12 protein-coding genes and 1 pseudogene are annotated in these 17370 nt (G+C 42.1%); 9 read left to right on the forward strand and 4 right to left on the reverse strand.

Annotated elements, in window-relative coordinates:
* Positions 1 to 1160: 1160 nt before the first annotated feature.
* The 8 genes and pseudogenes from C3451_RS19575 (at position 1161) to C3451_RS24350 (ending at position 9259) form a co-directional block, all read left to right on the forward strand.
* Positions 1161 to 2285, forward strand: a complete 1125-nt coding sequence (locus C3451_RS19575) for a site-specific integrase (RefSeq protein WP_000486716.1) — start codon at positions 1161 to 1163, stop codon at positions 2283 to 2285.
* An 11-nt stretch (positions 2286 to 2296) separates the two neighbouring features.
* Positions 2297 to 2950: a hypothetical protein gene (locus C3451_RS19580; RefSeq protein ID WP_170855322.1), complete on the forward strand. Its 654-nt coding sequence runs from the start codon at positions 2297 to 2299 to the stop codon at positions 2948 to 2950.
* Positions 2951 to 2979: 29 nt separating this feature from the next.
* A pseudogene (locus tag C3451_RS19585) lies at positions 2980 to 3512 on the forward strand (thermonuclease family protein).
* A 94-nt stretch (positions 3513 to 3606) separates the two neighbouring features.
* Positions 3607 to 5283 (forward strand): PcfJ domain-containing protein, encoded by a 1677-nt coding sequence (locus C3451_RS19590; protein WP_000289347.1) that lies wholly within the window; start codon positions 3607 to 3609, stop codon positions 5281 to 5283.
* A gap of 169 nt (positions 5284 to 5452) precedes the next feature.
* The gene (locus tag C3451_RS19595) at positions 5453 to 6028 is read left to right on the forward strand and encodes a hypothetical protein (protein WP_001303470.1); all 576 of its coding nucleotides are present in this window, start codon (positions 5453 to 5455) and stop codon (positions 6026 to 6028) included.
* Positions 6029 to 6032: 4 nt separating this feature from the next.
* Positions 6033 to 8198: a type IA DNA topoisomerase gene (locus C3451_RS19600; protein WP_063078686.1), complete on the forward strand. Its 2166-nt coding sequence runs from the start codon at positions 6033 to 6035 to the stop codon at positions 8196 to 8198.
* 68 nt (positions 8199 to 8266) lie between these two features.
* Positions 8267 to 8473 carry a hemolysin expression modulator Hha gene (gene hha, locus C3451_RS19605; protein ID WP_000850854.1) on the forward strand — a complete coding sequence of 69 codons (207 nt, stop codon included), beginning with the start codon at positions 8267 to 8269 and terminating at the stop codon, positions 8471 to 8473.
* Positions 8474 to 8818: 345 nt separating this feature from the next.
* Entirely contained in the window at positions 8819 to 9259 is a 441-nt protein-coding gene (locus C3451_RS24350) for a hypothetical protein (RefSeq protein WP_000666084.1), read from the forward strand.
* Here the strand turns inward: C3451_RS24350 and C3451_RS19615 are convergent.
* The 4 genes from C3451_RS19615 to mobC form a co-directional block, all read right to left on the reverse strand.
* Positions 9218 to 9991, reverse strand: coding sequence for a PAP2 family protein (locus tag C3451_RS19615; RefSeq protein ID WP_192894890.1), 774 nt, complete (start codon positions 9989 to 9991; stop codon positions 9218 to 9220). The genes C3451_RS24350 and C3451_RS19615 overlap by 42 nt on opposite strands.
* Before the next feature lie 71 nt (positions 9992 to 10062).
* Positions 10063 to 11688, reverse strand: coding sequence for a phosphoethanolamine--lipid A transferase MCR-1.1 (locus tag C3451_RS19620; protein WP_049589868.1), 1626 nt, complete (start codon positions 11686 to 11688; stop codon positions 10063 to 10065).
* A gap of 220 nt (positions 11689 to 11908) precedes the next feature.
* The gene (locus tag C3451_RS19625; RefSeq protein WP_124304386.1) at positions 11909 to 16222 is read right to left on the reverse strand and encodes an LPD7 domain-containing protein; all 4314 of its coding nucleotides are present in this window, start codon (positions 16220 to 16222) and stop codon (positions 11909 to 11911) included.
* Entirely contained in the window at positions 16219 to 16560 is a 342-nt protein-coding gene (gene mobC / locus C3451_RS19630) for a plasmid mobilization relaxosome protein MobC (RefSeq protein WP_000730722.1), read from the reverse strand. The genes C3451_RS19625 and mobC overlap by 4 nt, the downstream gene beginning before the upstream one ends.
* A gap of 329 nt (positions 16561 to 16889) precedes the next feature.
* Between mobC and C3451_RS19635 the strand changes: the two genes are divergently transcribed.
* A complete protein-coding gene (locus C3451_RS19635; protein WP_001058980.1) occupies positions 16890 to 17369 on the forward strand; it encodes a hypothetical protein in 480 nt (159 codons plus the stop codon).
* Position 17370 lies beyond the last annotated feature (1 nt).

Genomic DNA, 17370 nt, shown 5'->3' on the forward strand with positions numbered 1-17370 from the left:
CTCCACACACCGGATTGGCACTGGCCTCCGTGCCAATCCGGTACGTGGAGAAGGGCATCAGGTAGCACTGTTCTGACAGGAAAAATAGCAAATGGACAACAGATCCCATTGCCATCTGGTTTTTCTGCCAGCCAGTGTACCTGGAGTGTCAGTAATGCAGAAAATCCGCACGGGTGGAAGCCGAATTATTTTGCGGGGTCAGTTGCAACCTATGATGCCAATCGAATTGTGAAATGCGGCTTCTATGACGAATACAACTTTTATGGCGGTACTCACCGAACTGACCTGTCGGGGAAATGTAGTTACATCGTGGTTTGCCAGTGATAAGTATCGTCACTGGCAAATGGCGTAAACTGTAATTGAACCATTTTGATCTTCGGTCGTGTCGCAACTGGCAGTCCATGCATTGTTGCCTGAAGGCATGGAACGTGTGAGCCATATAAATCCGGTATTTGATCTGCATTGACCGCCTCCACCAATGACTTTCTTGCCAGATGGACATGTTGCCGTTGCTCCAGGCCAACGCCACGCAGTAGCTGAAGCGGTAACAATTTGGCTATCACCTGCGCCAATTTTTTTCCACGTACCGGATTGGCACTGGCCTCCGTGCCAATCCGGTATCTGGACAACGGCAAAAGTGAACTTCACTACCAGTACGTACAATATCGGGAAAAACACCCGAAATCTGAGCATTGGCGTACATGCGTACTGTTCGTGGACATACCTTAATGGTGCGCCTTTTGGTGGGTTTCAGCAGGTATACTCCGACCAAAACAAGGTTTGGTATGTGAATAATTATGCGTGGGGAAATTATGAGTCCGGCGGCACAATTACTGTTACATGCCTGAATCTTCCTGGTGCTGGGATTTAACCGAAGGGGCAACAATAAGCATCAACGTGTTCCTCATCAACGCCATCACCAATGCCATACATGCGTGTACCTGTCATGATAAATCCGGTCGGGCATTGAATGGGTTTGTAGTAGATAGATCCTCCACTTTTCCCGCCAATGAAGTGATTCATTGCTACAGATGATTGATACCACTTACAGGCGGAGTAGTTCACTTTATTGCCACCAGACCACCGACCGGATTGGCACGGTGATATTGCATTTCGAAGCAAGAATCTCTACCTTCCCCCCTTTTTTGTCTGGAGGGGATATGTTTCAGAAAATCAAAATTCGCAAAATGACAATCAGCCGGGCGCTGGACAAATACCTGAAGACAGTATCCATCCACAAAAAAGGCCATCTACAGGAGTTTTATCGCGTAAATGTGATTAAACGTCACCCTATTGCTGAACGCTATATGGATGACATTACCACTGTTGATATTGCCAATTATCGGGATCAACGGTTGGCGCAAATTAACCCACGAACGGGGCGTCAAATAACCGGAAACACCGTCCGTCTTGAACTTGCCCTGTTGTCATCATTATTCAATATCGCCCGTGTGGAATGGGGAACATGCCGCATGAATCCTGTCGAACTGGTCAGAAAACCCAAAATCAGTAGCGGGCGCGATCGTCGCCTGACTTCAGGAGAAGAACGCCGACTTTCGCGGTATTTCAAAGAAAAAAATCAGGCTCTTTACGTCATTTTTCATCTGGCGCTGGAAACAGCAATGCGACAAGGTGAAATCTTGTCATTGCGTTGGGAACACGTCGATCTGCAACATGGGGTAGCTCATCTTCCAACAACCAAAAACGGTGCTCCACGCGATGTTCCGCTATCCAGGAAAGCCCGTAATTACCTGCAAATGCTGCCGACACAGCTTAACGGTAATATTTTTTCTTATACCTCTTCGGGATTCAAAAGTGCCTGGCGAACAGCACTTCAGGAACTGAAGATAGAAAACTTGCATTTTCATGACCTCCGTCATGAGGCTATCAGCCGATTTTTCGAACTTGGTACATTGAACGTCATTGAGGTTGCCGCTATTTCAGGCCATCGCTCCCTGAACATGTTGAAACGATACACACACCTTCGGGCTTATCAACTTGTCAGTAAACTCGATGCCCGACGCAAGCAAACCAGCAAAATCGCTCCCTATTTTGTTCCCTACCCGGCAACGGTCGAGAACAGAAACGGGCAAGTCGTTGTGACTCTGAGTGATTTCGACCTGGAAACAAGCGCAGCCACAAAAGAACAGGCCATATTTCATGCCAGCGTGTTGCTGCTACGAACACTGGCACAAGCCGCCCAGCGAGGAGAACGCGTCCCTACTCCTGGCGAACTTCCTACAAACATTGATGAACGGGTAATGATTTGTCCATTAACAAATTAGAGGATTCACTTATGATAGAACAACTACAGAGTGATTTTTTATTCTGGATATTTATTTACTTCCTGATAGTAGGTTTGCTTATCAGAAACATTCATCTTACCAGAAAAATTAAATCCATCGAAAAAAACAAAATGTTCCCAGCGGAGGAATATGCTGTCCTGGACATTGAACAGCATATGTCCAATAAATATATTGGGCGGCTAGTAACCCGTTTTATGAAGAGAACTAATGGTGCACCTTTGTTAATTGTGTTTCCAGAATACGATAAAGGAGACAACAATGAAGACAAAAATTCTCCACCATTCCAACTTGGAAAACTAACATCCAACATCAACAATATTAAAGAAATTTATTCCAATGATGACTTAAACTGTTTTCTGAATAATATTTCGGCACAAAAAAATTTATATACAACGCACTCTGGACCTAGCCAGGCATGGATTGAACATGCATATCCTTTGCAACAAGTAACTATTCTCTTACAAGGCACTCGTCATAGTGAAAGGGAAGATATAATCAGTCAACTTGAGATTATTCTTTCCAGACTAAAAAATGGAGAAAATACAGGTTTTGAGCATGACGATGATTTTGGATATTCATTTCAGTATGATGCCGCAGCAGTAGGAAAATCATCATTTTTCGATGAAGCGGCAGGAAGAAAATAAGAATAACGCTCTATCCATTGCACAGACAAATTAACGTTAATCTTTTATGAAAATCTTATTAACAATATTTATTTATCTGCTTACCGCTTTTCAGTCTGCAAATGCAGGTGGAATACCTTATACATTTAACCAGAAAATTCTTCAGGGGAAAGTTATTCGCGTTCTCGATGGCGACACCATAGAAATTAAAACACTACCCGCAAAAATTGTTGTGTATGAAGTTCCGATCCGAGTCCGATTGATAAACATCGATGCCCCTGAAAAGAAACAACCTTTTGGACGCTGGTCAACTAGTCAGCTTAAAACTCTGGTTGCAGGTAAACAGGTGACAGTCTCTTATTCACATAAAGACCGCTACGGACGCATTATCGGTCATGTGTTCACGACGAACGGCACGGATGCCAGCCGCTTTATGGTTCAGTCTGGCGCTGCATGGGTATATGAACGTTACAACGTGGATGAGTCATTACCGGCTCTGCAACGGGAAGCGCAGGAACAAAAACGTGGTTTGTGGGCCGATGCAAATCCGGTTCCACCGTGGGAATGGCGTATCAGAAATTAAGGGGGCAAGAAAATGCATTCTTCTTTTGGTTTGCCATGATTCTGTCTTTTTATCTTTGTGCAATATTAAAGGCTTCTTTTTAACAGGGGGCGGCATGTATGTAATTAATCAACAGACAAGGGACAATAATATTCTTACGTTGCATGATGTTTTTAAAATCTATCAAAATACAGGGGGGCTTCGTCTTGTAAAAACAGAGGAGAATGAAAAGTACATCTCCATTATCATTTGTGGCGTTTTTCGTATTAGAAAAAACAAAAAGAATAACAAAATCACTTTGTGGGGATACAAGCTAAGAGATAAGCACACTGGGGTATGGACCAGAAGAAATTCATTTCCTGGTAAGATTTTTTTATTCTGGTCTAAAAAATCTGCATACGACATGGACGACTGGTTAAAATATGCGATTAGCTACATCATCAAATCATTGATTGAGGCTGGATATTCAATTGAAGACAAACTCTATTTGTTACGCATTGGAGAGGAAGAGGAAAACAGTGAGAGTCGTTATATTTCCACACTATATCCATCCAATGTATATTACTCATATGAGTATGGAATACATGACATTGTTCATTGCCTTGGTAAAATAGCATCATTCAACTACCCCTATAATACACGATATATCAGCAGACATATTTTACTCGCAGAGATAAAAAACAAAATTTATCAGAGAGCATTAAAAATTATAGGGGTGGATAATGAATTTAATGCTTCAAAAGCATTGAGTAAAGCTATATGGATAATGGTAGATAAAAAGATATTTGCACAATATGCCAGAGCTTCACATTGTTCGATAGCTTACAATTCAATTCGTCAGGCATTATTTGAGGACTATCTGGATTTTTCAAAGCGAATCCATATTGTGAATGATATGGATTTTTTCGGATTGTGGCCTATGGTTGGTCGTCTAAGACAACAACATAAAAATGGTCAGTTTATACTATCTGGAAAGACAAAAGAGTTATATGAAAAAATCAGTTTTCCCTGCAAACTTAGTTATGGTGAGTTCAGAAGTTTACGACATGTTAGTTTGTCATTAGTATATGCTTTAAATGATAAACATGATAATGCATCATTCAGATTTACAGTCAGATTATTACGCCATCCACTTATCAAGAACTATCCTGTGAGAGCAATTTACTGGATTATCGATTATATTAGCATTCGAGCTTACTCAGAAAAAGAAAATGATATTTATCGTATATGCTCAAAATGGCTAGAATATCATCGTGATTTATTTAAAAACATTGGCTTTTATGACCGTAATACTGAATCCAGGCAAACATCACGCTGGGAAATGGAAACGAATCAGTTGTGTCATGCAATTGACTGGTTGTTAGCAGAAGAACGGTTAATTCATAAAAACCAGGAGTGGCCTTCTTTCTGGAGACTATCTGATGAATGGACGCGACAAGTGAAGAATAACGTTATTCCCGTAATCCCAAAATGGAAAGGAACTGGGATAAACTGGCAGAAAGTTGATAACGGTGTAAATGAATTAATTACATTTGATGCTCTGTGTCAGGAAGGTCAGGAGATGGAACATTGCGTTGCCAGTTATGCAGACTGGTGTGCATCTGGAGAATATATTGCAATTTCAGTCCTGATGGATAATGAAAGAGCCACTCTTGGACTTTCACGAAAAGAACATGATTTAACCTATCAGTTTGACCAGATGAGAGGTATTCGTAATCAGGCTGTTTCCAGAAACATGCTAATTAAAGGCAGGCATATTTTAAAAATAATCAACTCATCACTAAAAAGATAATGAGTCATCGCATCTCATTACAGCACCGATGACTGGGTGTTTATTCTTTCTGAATACAAAAACTGACTGAAAGATAAGGAAAGAAAGTTTTCTTACCTGTTTGTCTTACGCAATGGTGAACTGGTTCACCATGAGGTCAACAAATCAGAGCTTCTTTGAGAGGTTTAACATGCAATATGCATTGCTTGATGGATTTGAACGAAAGTTTTTGCTGGATGCTCTTGAATTCGGTGTTCTGAAGGACTGGAAAGAAAATCCGGTAAAAGAACTTCCTGATATTGATGAATCTGCTCACCCCTTCCATGTCTGTTATGGTGGATATTTATTAAATCCTGGTGTTTCAGATTCAGATATTAGCAGAAAAATAAAAGACCAGACAGGATTCTGGCTGGCAGCTATTGATGATACCCGCATGGATTGTCATTCAATAGCTTATTATGATATTCACACACTCCCTCTGATTTCGTGTGGTCATCAAAAGATAGTTCCTTTTGCCGCGTTAATAAAAGCTGATGAATGCATCATTTCAAAAATTTCTTCGTATTCTGGTTTTGCCGTAACAGCCTTTTTGAGAATTAAAGACCAGGATATTGCAACTAATATACTTAACCGTGAGGGGATTTTTGCTTTTAATGGCTGTGAACGCAGATTCAGACATCCAGTAAGTGAAGATAACTGGCAACAGGCAGTATCAGAAGAACGTGCTATCCGTTGTGCCAAAAGATTAATTCAATGTAAAGGATAACAAAATGAAACTTTTTATCGCAGAAAAACCCGCAGTAGCGAATGATATTGTTAAGGCGCTTGGTGGCAATTTTACCCGTCATGATGGCTGGTTTGAAAGTGATAATACTATTGTGACTAACTGTTTTGGTCATATTATCGAATCACAGCCCCCCGAAAACTATAATCCTGAATACAAAGAGTGGAAGATTGAAACACTCCCTTTGCGTCTTTATCCCGTAAAATACCAGCCAGTAGAAAGCGCCGCAAAACAAGTTAAAACGATTATTGAGCTTATCAGGCGTGCCGATGTGACCGAAATTATTCATGCTGGCGATCCAGATGACGAAGGACAGCTACTTGTCGATGAGGTCCTGGAATATGCAGGCAACACAAAACCCGTTAAGCGCGTTCTGATCAACGACAACACCCTTCCGGCAGTGAAAAAGGCACTGGCAAATCCCAAAAATAACCGTGACTTCAGAGGACTCTATCTCAAGGCTCTGGCGCGTTCTGTAGCCGACGCGATATACGGTTTATCCATGACGCGTGCTTATACGATCCCGGCACGGGCTAAAGGCTATAAAGGGACACTTTCGGTCGGGCGTGTTCAGACGCCTATTCTTGGCCTGATAGTAAATCGCACCCGTGCCAACAAGAATCATAAATCCAGTTTCTACTACACCATGACCGGGCATTTTCAACGCGGCGTTGATGTTATCAGGGCGAACTGGAAACCTGGTGAGTTCGCACCACTGACAGACCGTAAATTACTTGATAAGGCGTGGGCGAATGGAGCAGCGGCTTCCCTTGCAGGAAAACCAGCGACAGTTGAAGCAGCAGCAACAGACGATAAAAAAACGGCTGCGCCATTGCCCTTTAACCTGGTCCGGCTTCAGCAGTACATGAACAAGAAGTTCAAAATGACGGCACAACAAACGCTGGATATCACACAGCAGCTACGTGAAAAATACAAAGCAATTACTTACAACCGTTCAGATTGCTCATATCTTTCTGATGAACAATTCAGCGAAGCACCACAGGTTCTCGATGCCCTGAAGTCAGTATTCGATCAGCCACTGGACGTTGATTCGACACGTAAAAGCAAGGCGTTTAACAGTGCGAAAGTGACTGCGCATACGGCGATAATCCCGACCGTTAACGTACCGGATGTAAACGCGCTGAGCAGTGACGAGCGCAATGTTTACCTGGCAATCGCACAACACTATCTTGTTCAGTTCATGCCTGAAAAAACATACCAGGAAGTATCCGTTGCCATTCAGTGTGGTGATGAGTCGTTTTATGCCCGTGCCAGGAAAACAACAGACAGCGGATTTGAAGCGTTTCTTGGTGAGGAAAATACCGGGGATGAGGAATCAGAAGCCGAAAATGATGATTCCGCTTTTGATCTGCTCTGTAAAATTCGCACAGGAGAAACAGTGACGACAAAAGAAGTGGTTGTGAATGAGAAGAAAACAACGCCACCGCCATTATTCACCGAAGCCACTTTACTTGCCGCGCTTGTTCGTGTCGCAGATTTTGTCACTGATCCAGTGATTAAAAAGTTACTGAAGGATAAAGATCGGGATAAAAAAGACGAACATGGCGGTATTGGTACGCCAGCTACGCGGGCTTCCATATTGGAAACACTGAAAAAACGGAACTATATCACCCTGGAAAAAGGAAAACTTATTCCGACAGATACCGGGTATGCGCTTATTGATGCTCTGCCGGATATAGCTGTTAATCCAGATATGACGGCATTATGGGCGGAAAAACAGACACTCATTGAAAACGGAGAAATGACCATCGAACAGTTCGTTGACGAACTGTACAATGATCTGATACCGATGATCAGTAATGCGAACAGTGCTGAAATAAAAGTTTCCCCCAGCGCGCCGTCTGGTCAGTCACAACGCCTGTCCTCTCCTTGTCCTTCCTGTGGTAAACAGATTGTTATCAGGCCAAAAAGCTATTCCTGTACAGGATGTGAATTTAAGATATGGAAAGATTTCTGCGGCAAATCATTAACCGATAAACAAATTGAAACGTTAATAACAAAAGGAGTTACAAGTGAATTGAAAGGTTTCATTAGTCAAAAAACAAACAAAGAATTTTCAGCAAAAGTAAAACTGGTTGACAAAGCAACCGGGAAACTGGGATTTGAGTTTACACAAAAAAGTAAGAAATAAATCCAGCAGTAGAAATCAAACATCGTTGTAGCTACTATAGGACAAGGATGTTCTTCAGGAATTGTACAATGAAAACAAAACAAGACTGGCTCTTTCAGTTAAGACGTTGCTCAACACTCGACACACTTGAAAAGATTATTGAAAAAAACCAAAACAGCCTCCCTCCTTCTGAGCTTGAGTCGTTTAATGCCGCCGCCGATCACAGGCTTGCAGAACTCACAATGAATAAACTCTACGATAAAATCCCCCCATCCGTCTGGAAATATGTATATTAGTTCTCATCTATTAATATTAGATTTTTGATCGACACAAACATCAGCAATCCCTATACACCTTTCATAGAATGAATTGAACCCTGTATATAGCCTGTCTGAAATGGATATCTGGCAGGCTATCTTAATAGTGTTATAGGTGATGTGAATGTTTTTCCACATGATCACTCTTTTTCTGTTCTTATCACTATTGATACTCCTGATAAGGATATTCTCCGCCAGACTAATAATTCCGGCTGTGGGCGTGTTTCTGCCAGTATCATCACTCTGGATGGGATTTCATATGCTCACAGAAAATGAATCCTGGACAGTTTTGTTGGTTCTTATACTTATAGACTGGATTAAATCATGAAAGAATACGAAAAAGCGGCTTTAATATATTCCTTAAAGGAAAGCAATACATTAGTTCTTCGGATTATACTCATCTCTATTTTAGTTGTCGGGGTGATTTCAGGCGCGGTATACTTATATAACTTAGCGATCTCGTTGTTTGATTCAAACCCGACGTCTGTGCAATTCACCGTTTGCGGAGTAGGCTGTTTTATTGCTCTATTACTTCAATGGATATCTAATGTTGATGCAAATTACAGAGAAAGAATTGGGGAGCAACCAAGTACAATAAAAAACATTGTACAATATTTATTTGCAGCCATTATTATCATTAGTTTCATTACAATGGCATTAACAGCCTCATTAGTCTTAAAAGACTCGTCCAACATATGGCTCAACATTACTTTTATTGCATTATTACTGTCCATTTTTGTAGCTGTTATTTCTGTTTGGGGTTGATTTTTTTTCCTTGAATTGTTCACCCTTCTTAAAAAACACCCACGCAAGCCCTGCCGACATCGCCCACGCAAGCATCATCGACACCACCGTATGGCTCAAAAAATGATCGCCAATAATCATCTTATAGCAGCCCATCGCCCAGCCCAATGCCATCACCACGATGATGATCGCACCACGACGGCGGCGCAAACTTGGCGCAAACGCAAAGGCAAACAGCGCAAATTCGCTACTGGCATGCGCCGCAGGAAAGCACTTATCAGGAATGGTGTTACGCATACTATCAAGCATCGGCAAATACGGCAGCGTACCATCAAAAATCGTCAAATGCACAGGGCAGACCACATGAGTATATGCCTTCAATGACGCGACAACTGTCGGCACTAGGATCAAAGTCAGCACCAGATACGCAAGCTCACGCACGCGAAATTTTGTCACTGGGACAAGCCACTTGGCAGTGATAGCATTGCCCTTTTTCTCATGATAAGCACGGCAAATGGTCGCAACCAGCAAGTAGATCAGCATCGCCATCAGCAGCTTTTTTAGTCCAGAATACAGTAGCAAATCTGGCAAAAAAGCTTGCTTGGCAACCATCCAATGCCCCATACCCAGATAAAACCAATCAGCGACCATCAGATCAATCTGACTGTGCTCAAGGGTCAGCGTGGCAACGATCGCCATGACAAGAGCGATACTCATCTCAGCAAGTAGGCGTTTATTTGATAAATACGGCATAACAAACCCCACCCCACCGCCCATAATACGAATGGAGTGTGCGGTGGGTTTGGAAAAAATACAGGGAGAAATCAGCGGATGAATGCGGTGCGGTCTTTGACTTTGTCCGCGGTGACATCAAACAGCTTTAATAATGTCGGCGTGATCGCGTCATGGGTCAGGACGGTATCGGTTGCCATTGGCGTGATGCCAGTTTGCTTATCCGTCCAGAAAAATGCAGGCACACTGCGCTGTTCTTTTGGTGCAAAGGCATTTGGCATACCATGTAGATAGACACCGTTCTCACCCAGACTTTCGCCATGATCGCTGACATACAGCATTGAGACATCATAGGCATTGCTGTGCGTCTGCAGCCACTGGATACTTTGAGCGATGAAATCATCGGTGGCAAGCAAGGCATTGTCATAAGCATTGATCAAGGACTGATGTTCGCACTTGGCAAGCTCATTACCTTCACACACTGGCGTGAATTTGGCAAACTTTTCATCATATCGCTTAAAATACGCAGGCCCGTGATTGCCCATTTGGTGCAGCATGATCAGCATATCTTTGCCGTTATTGGCAGCGACAAAGTCATCTAAGCCAACGAGCATACCGACATCGCGGCATTCGTTATAAGGATTGGTGTTGCAGATGGCGTTGTTGGTCGCGGATTTATAATCGGCAAATTGCGCTTTTGGCAGCTTATCCATCACGCCTTTTGAGTCCGAATTATTATCACGCCACAAGATACTTACGCCCAAGCGATCCAGCGTATCCAGCACATTTTCTTGGTATTTGGCGGTATCGACATCATACTCATCCGCGCCCAGATAGCTGAACATACACGGCACAGAATACGCCGTCGATGTGCCGCACGATGTGACATTGCTAAAATTGGTCACGCCATCGATCTTGGCAAGCTGTGGGAAAGTATCGCGCTCATAGCCATTGAAGCTGACATGATCGGCGCGTGCCGTCTCACCGACGACGAACACCACTAGGCGTGGCTTACGCATATCAGGCTTGGTTGCTTGTACCGCGTCTTTGGCGTGATAAATGGTATCTTTTGGCGCACTGGCTTTTTTATACTCAATACTGGCAAGCTTACCCACCGAGTAGATTGGCATGATCGGATTGACATAGCTACGCAGCGGCTTATGCACGCGAAAGAAACTGGCATAATGACTGCTGAACGCCACCACAGGCAGTAAAATCAGCGCAAGACTTGCCACGATCAAGCCCAATCGGCGCATCAAACCCTTGCCCCAAGTCGGATAATCCACCTTAACAAAAGCCACAAGCAAACTTGGTAGCACACCCAAACCAATGATACGCATGATAAACGCTGCGTTTAATAGATCCTTGGTCTCGGCTTGGTCGGTCTGTAGGGCATTTTGGAGCATGGTCGTATCATAGACCGTGCCATAAGTGTCAGTAAAATAACTGGTCACCGCGCCCATGATTAATAGCAAAATCAACACAGGCTTTAGCACATAGCGATACGATGATAACAGCGTGGTGATCAGTAGCATCGCGCCAAAGAGCACGACAGCGATCGTCAGCACAAAGCCGAGATTGTCCGCGATGGGATAGGTTTGGCTGATTTTATCAAAAAAGGTAAGATTGGCGGTCGCGGTCAAGAAAACGGCAACACTCGCCACAAGAACAAACGGACTGACCGAGCGTCGGTACCACACAGAAGTATGCTGCATCATGAGAAACTACTCAAAAAATAAACGCTGGGATAATTGCGGCAATTATACTGCAATTTTTTAAGAAATCCAGTACAATTTATCTGATATAAAAAATTATGCGATACAGAAATATTTCAGAAATTTTATTAGGCAATCATTGCGCAATCCCATACTGAATATACACTTGAGAGTATTTATAATTTGTATCTTAAAAAGCCCGAAAACCGGGCTTTTTTCTTAATTAGTGCATGTCCTGTGAATTGTCACGCTGTTGCTGCAATTCCAGATGTTCTTCTCTGGCCTGGACAAATTGTTTTCCAAGAGCATCTTCTGCCATTTCACGAGTGAATCCGTGATTAAGCAAATCGGATTCGGCCTTCTCCCTTTCGAACTTCAGTCCTTCCCCTCTGAACTTGTCCTCAAAGCGATCAATTGCCTCAAGAATCTTGCCGTCTTCCGGCGTGCAATCCCGTCCCTGTGCTTTCTCAATTTCATGACGCTCCACGCGTTCAGCATTTTTCATTACAGCGTCAATCCCCTGAGAAATATGTTCAGACTCGACGCGATAAATGACAGTATCGCGCTTATTGAGATCATGTAGCTCGCATTCAACCCGGCCCCACTCAATAGCATCCTTGAGAGAGCTGAAATCTTTTATTTCAGCATTCAGGCCTTCATGTGTTGAGAAATAGACATAATCCTTCTGTTGTTCCAGTTTATTCACATTTTCAATAGCCCTTGTACTGAAATGGATACCTGTAATTACCGGAACACGAGCCGATGTTTGGTCCCCCGTTAAAACTTCAGAAGGTGTTTTTCCAGTGATCGCGGCAAATTGCTGCTCCGTAACATCCACTCTGGCAACTGCATCACCACGCTCTAAGCCATGCTTACCAGCGACCGCAAGGTGATAAAGACCACCTTCCCCCCTGGTAATTTCCGCCTCCACAACGATATCCCCATTGCAGGAACTGAACTGAGAACGGTCTTTAACCAGGAAGTTTTCAAGCCCGGAGATCATATGCTCGTTAGCTGAAATACTGGCGAGTATCTCTTCTGGTGATTCTCTGGACGAATCCCCCGCCTGTTCCATCACTGCCATATTAGCGTCATTAACAGCGTCCTTAATTCCTTTAAAGGCGATTTCTTCTCTTGTTACAGGTGTGATTAAGATATCATCCTGGTTAAGCCCGTGCTCCTGAAGCATCTTATTTTTATATTCAGATGCGTCGTGCAATGACTCAAAAGTCTTAATATCTTCACTAAACTCATCCTTCGAAAAAGAAACCGCATACACTAGAGTACGGTATTCTTCATATGAATTGGCAATTATTTCAAATGGCCTATCAAACGTTACTAATGCCCCCTCTGGATAAGAGGATAATTCATCGGTTGAGACAGTTTTAGACATAAGCACAACAGTATCAAAACCATCACCATTTAAATAATTGCTTTCATATTTTTCTATTGCAGAAGATTTGCTTTCCTCATAACACTGAATAGCCGCATCTTTAGAATGAAAGACGATACCTTCATTCAAATCATGGAAGCGACTAAAGTTTATACAATAAATTTCCTGTTTATTATGCACCTGCGCAGTAGCCTGATCGTGTTGAGTAGTAAGCTGCTCCTGAATCAGAGCCTGTGTTCTGTCAATACCTAACTCATTCACAATTTTGCAAAATTCTTTTGCGTCGTTTTCATTATCAAAACTGGCAACGTCAAAAATATCATCGCTGTCTCCAGGTACATGTCCCAGCACTTCCCAAATCTCATTTTCATCGCTATCCAGAGATTTCAAATAGCCAAATTCACCATTTGTGCCTTTACTAAGCATCTGTGAATCCAGGGTGTTTGCCCTGGTAATAACACCAGGATCATATGAAGATGTGGCCTGCGCTGCGACCTGTGCTTGCTCTGTGGCCTGTGCCTGCTCTGTGGCCTGTGCCTGTTCGGTAGCCTGTTCCTGTTCGGTAGCCTGTTCCTGTTCGGTGACCTGTTCCTGTTCGGTGGCCTGTTCCTGCTCTGTAGCCTGTGCCTGCTCTGTAGCCTGTGCCTGTTCTGTAGCCTGTGCCTGCTCTGTAGCCTGTGCCTGCTCTGTAGCCTGTTCCTGTTCGGTGGCCTGTTCCTTCAATGCATCACCTTTCTCTATTCTGGATTCGGACTCCTGGCTATTTTCCTGTGTTTCCACCTGCTCAAACTTATTACCCTGAAGTTCTGCTTTTAATTCCAGCATCATCTGTTGATACTGCTCCGGGCGTAAAATAATCTTCATGTCCTGCTCTGCGGCAACTTCAGCGCACATTTTTTTGAAATCTTCAGAGCCGGTAAGTTTGAGTACACCACCAAACTTTTCCCTGGAATACTCAAGCATTATTCCGATCTCTTCTTTTGAAGGATTTTTACCCGCAACGACAAAGTTCCCTTTGTCGGTAAAGACAGGCTTTTCCGATTCCTGATCGCGATAAACAATCCTGGAATCCTGCTTATCCATCACAAGATCTTTTAGTTTGGAGTTAACCTTTTTCGCCTCTTCTAAGCGGCGCTGGGAATCCACCGCTTTCTGAAGCGAAAGTTCGGGTTCGTCAGCAGAAATGGCGTTGATTTCATCGAAGTTGAGATAGCTTTTGAGACGTTCAAGGGCTTTCATTTCATCTTTATCCTTATGCCAGTCAGCATGATATTGACGAATTATGTGTCGCCCCTCTGTGTCGAGTTCAGAAAGACGCTCAAGTGTGGTTAGTTTTTTGTAAACAATCACACCCACGGCAATATCACGCTGTTCACGTGGTATTAACTTCAACTCGCGTCTCATCTCTCGCAGATCATTATACAGCTTGCCACGCTCAAACCTGATAGTATTTCGTAATGTTTTTTCCGATAAATTCAGTGAGTTAAGACGCTCACGGGCTTCATGATGCGTAAGGCGTCTGTAGGTTGGATAGCGCGTATATGGCGTGTTTTCTAACTGCTGTGAATAAACTTCAAGCAGAAAGGATTTCGCATCTTTCCAGGCAAGATTAATATGCTTTGTCAGAAAATCAGATGCGTTCATATTACGATTCCCCACAGAAAACCGGGGGGAACCGTCCTTTGCTGTTCTGATTTTATGCTGCGCTGGAATAATATTAAAACGCTCGGCGGCAGAAGACAGAAACCTGACAGGATCAATATTTCTGCGAATTTCTGCCATCGTTGCAATTTCGTTTTTCTCTGCCGCCTCATTCAGAGTCTGAAACATCGTTTCACACAAAAAAGAAGAGCGTTCAAGACTTTTTATTCCTGACTCTGTGAATTGTCTATCATAATCCCGTCGCACATCCTGACCAGGATGTTCTCTTTGCGATAATTGCTCTGCCAGATCACGCTGCGAAATATCTGACAATACACTGACAGAGTCGGGTCTTGTGAATCCATTGATTCCGTAAACCATACCGCGTTGGGGCATACGTGACAATCCGACTGTTGCTTCAGATTGACGGATTCTGGCAAACTTTTTAGGACACGACTTGTAACCTCCCGCTCGTCCTGACGTTTGCTGAGAATTTCTTTCGTTAAGTTTTTCTCTTGAGTCATATTCTTTTATCCTCTCTTGCAGGAAATCAATTTGTTGTGAAGGGCTTAATGTCTTGTAAAGTTCCCTTGTTTTCTCCGCCTGGTTAAAAATATGCTTAATCTCTTGGCTTGTTTTATTTAACCAGGTATTAAGTCTCTTTTCTATCTCTTTGTGTGTTGGTTTCTCAAGTGTTAATGTCCTTGTCTCAATGTAATTCTGACGAAAAAGAGGACTTTTTAAGTTTATGTATTTTTTATCTCCAGGCAATTTTACAGCCAGATACTCATTGGTTTTACCAGCATTTCTTATACGAAGTTCACCATACTCTGCAACAATATCTTTGAATACAGAGTAATTTTCAATTTTCTCGTTCTCTATACGCGAAAGCAACTCACCTTTCAATTCAGAGTGATGCTCTTTGTAAAGATCCCCCTTAACTCTACTTATAATTTTTCCGTAATCCGCATCTTTACGCGGATAGTCTTTAGGGCTATCAAGATTATATTTATTATTAATAAATTCCTGTATAGCATCAAGCTGTTCAATTGTATGCCCTTTGGTAACATCTCCCACTGGATTCAGGAACTTTTCAGTAATCAAATTTACTTTAGGAATTACAATATGAATATGTGGTTTTCTTTCAACAAGTTCACCAGTGCTATTATCCTGGATATGACGAATTTTAGGCAAATGAGCTTCCGCATAAAAAGAGTATTCATCAGGATGATAAGCATTCATCAATAATTTTTTATAATCATCAACAACAGCCTTTAACACTTCATTCGACACATGACTTTCATGAAAAGACAGAGTAATGTGCAAATAACGTTCCTGACTTTTGTTTTCAATAGAATCAATAATCTTATCTGTAGTCTGTAAATCACCATCAAGAACAACACGATGATCAAGTTCATCACGCGTGTACTGGCGTTCTGCTTTGCGACCATTTATCAGATAATCAACGATACCATCATTACCACCACCGTATCTGACAATCATTTAGCTATCTCCTGAAGGCGATCACGAATACCGATTAGTCCATTTAAAACCTTTTTATAAAGCGATTCTGATATAATACCTTTTAAATGATCTGAATTTAATCGGTGCGCTATTTGATTTATGTTGTTTCCTGCCCAACTCAACTGAGAAAGACAACGTTTGTATTCTGGTATGTTACGTTTATCAGATGCATATGTGTTTATTTTACCAATAGTAAGCAGCCTGAAAAATTCAGACTTACTAATATTAAGCTCTTTTATAGCCCTATCGAACGGAGCATATTCTTCTTCGGTAAGTCTGAATGTTACATGAACGTTTTTGTTGGTTTTTTTCTTCATATGTCCTCAAGGTTCGTAGAACCGCATAAGAACGGCTGCGTCGTTCGGGGTTTCAAAGGGGCATCCCCCTTTGGCACACGATTGTAACATGACCGGAACGGTCTTGTGTACAATCGGTATCGTGCCTGTGTTTTAGAAAATTATTTGATTCCATAGCATTCACACATCAAATGCACACCATAAACATAGCTAATACATAGCAAAAACACACCATAAAAACCAATGACATAGCATATACATAGCAAACGCATAGCATATACATAGCAAAAATTGCTTGACGTTCATGATAGAATTGCTCATCATGATTTCACTGTCCTGGAGACTGACAAATGAACAATGGAGAAAATAAACTACTTGGTTCGCTCTTAGCTCAGAAGGTCAAGCGAAGTAAAACTGGAAGAATAAGAGAGCGTTTTGCTGAAATAGAAGAAGCGCAGCAACAAGGCATAAGAAACATTGATATTGTTAATGCTCTTAATGATGAAGGTTTTGATCTAACGTTAAAGACGTTTGAAAACATATTACATCGCATACGAAAAGAAAGGGCCGAGAAAAAAGACGTTTCTCATCTTCTTTCAAATAAAGAGAAAACGTATCAAAAAGCAATAACCATTGAGGACAAAAACAGAAAAACGAAGCAAGATAATGATATACTTAATGCATATTTGCCAGTTTGCTTCAACAATGCAAAGATAGCTCAACAAGCTATAGATAACAATGTATCTATAGAAACAATAAAATCTTGGAATTGTGCTAACTTTGTACAAGTTAGCAATACTCTTGGAAATTATATACGAAATAAAAGGTAAG

The organism is Enterobacter sp. 301B (assembly GCF_003850715.1).
GTDB classification, from domain to species: domain Bacteria; phylum Pseudomonadota; class Gammaproteobacteria; order Enterobacterales; family Enterobacteriaceae; genus Enterobacter; species Enterobacter intestinihominis.

Bases quoted from the DNA above. Each gene is read 5' to 3' on its own strand.
- C3451_RS24350 (WP_000666084.1), top strand. From the start codon at position 8,819: ATGAAAGAATACGAAAAAGCGGCTTTAATATATTCCTTAAAGGAAAGC.
- C3451_RS19635 (WP_001058980.1), top strand. From the start codon at position 16,890: ATGAACAATGGAGAAAATAAACTACTTGGTTCGCTCTTAGCTCAGAAG.
- C3451_RS19575 (WP_000486716.1), top strand. From the start codon at position 1,161: ATGTTTCAGAAAATCAAAATTCGCAAAATGACAATCAGCCGGGCGCTG.
- C3451_RS19620 (WP_049589868.1), bottom strand. From the start codon at position 11,688: ATGATGCAGCATACTTCTGTGTGGTACCGACGCTCGGTCAGTCCGTTT.
- C3451_RS19625 (WP_124304386.1), bottom strand. From the start codon at position 16,222: ATGATTGTCAGATACGGTGGTGGTAATGATGGTATCGTTGATTATCTG.
- C3451_RS19590 (WP_000289347.1), top strand. From the start codon at position 3,607: ATGTATGTAATTAATCAACAGACAAGGGACAATAATATTCTTACGTTG.
- C3451_RS19600 (WP_063078686.1), top strand. From the start codon at position 6,033: ATGAAACTTTTTATCGCAGAAAAACCCGCAGTAGCGAATGATATTGTT.
- mobC (WP_000730722.1), bottom strand. From the start codon at position 16,560: ATGAAGAAAAAAACCAACAAAAACGTTCATGTAACATTCAGACTTACC.
- hha (WP_000850854.1), top strand. From the start codon at position 8,267: ATGAAAACAAAACAAGACTGGCTCTTTCAGTTAAGACGTTGCTCAACA.
- C3451_RS19615 (WP_192894890.1), bottom strand. From the start codon at position 9,991: ATGCCGTATTTATCAAATAAACGCCTACTTGCTGAGATGAGTATCGCT.
- C3451_RS19595 (WP_001303470.1), top strand. From the start codon at position 5,453: ATGCAATATGCATTGCTTGATGGATTTGAACGAAAGTTTTTGCTGGAT.
- C3451_RS19580 (WP_170855322.1), top strand. From the start codon at position 2,297: ATGATAGAACAACTACAGAGTGATTTTTTATTCTGGATATTTATTTAC.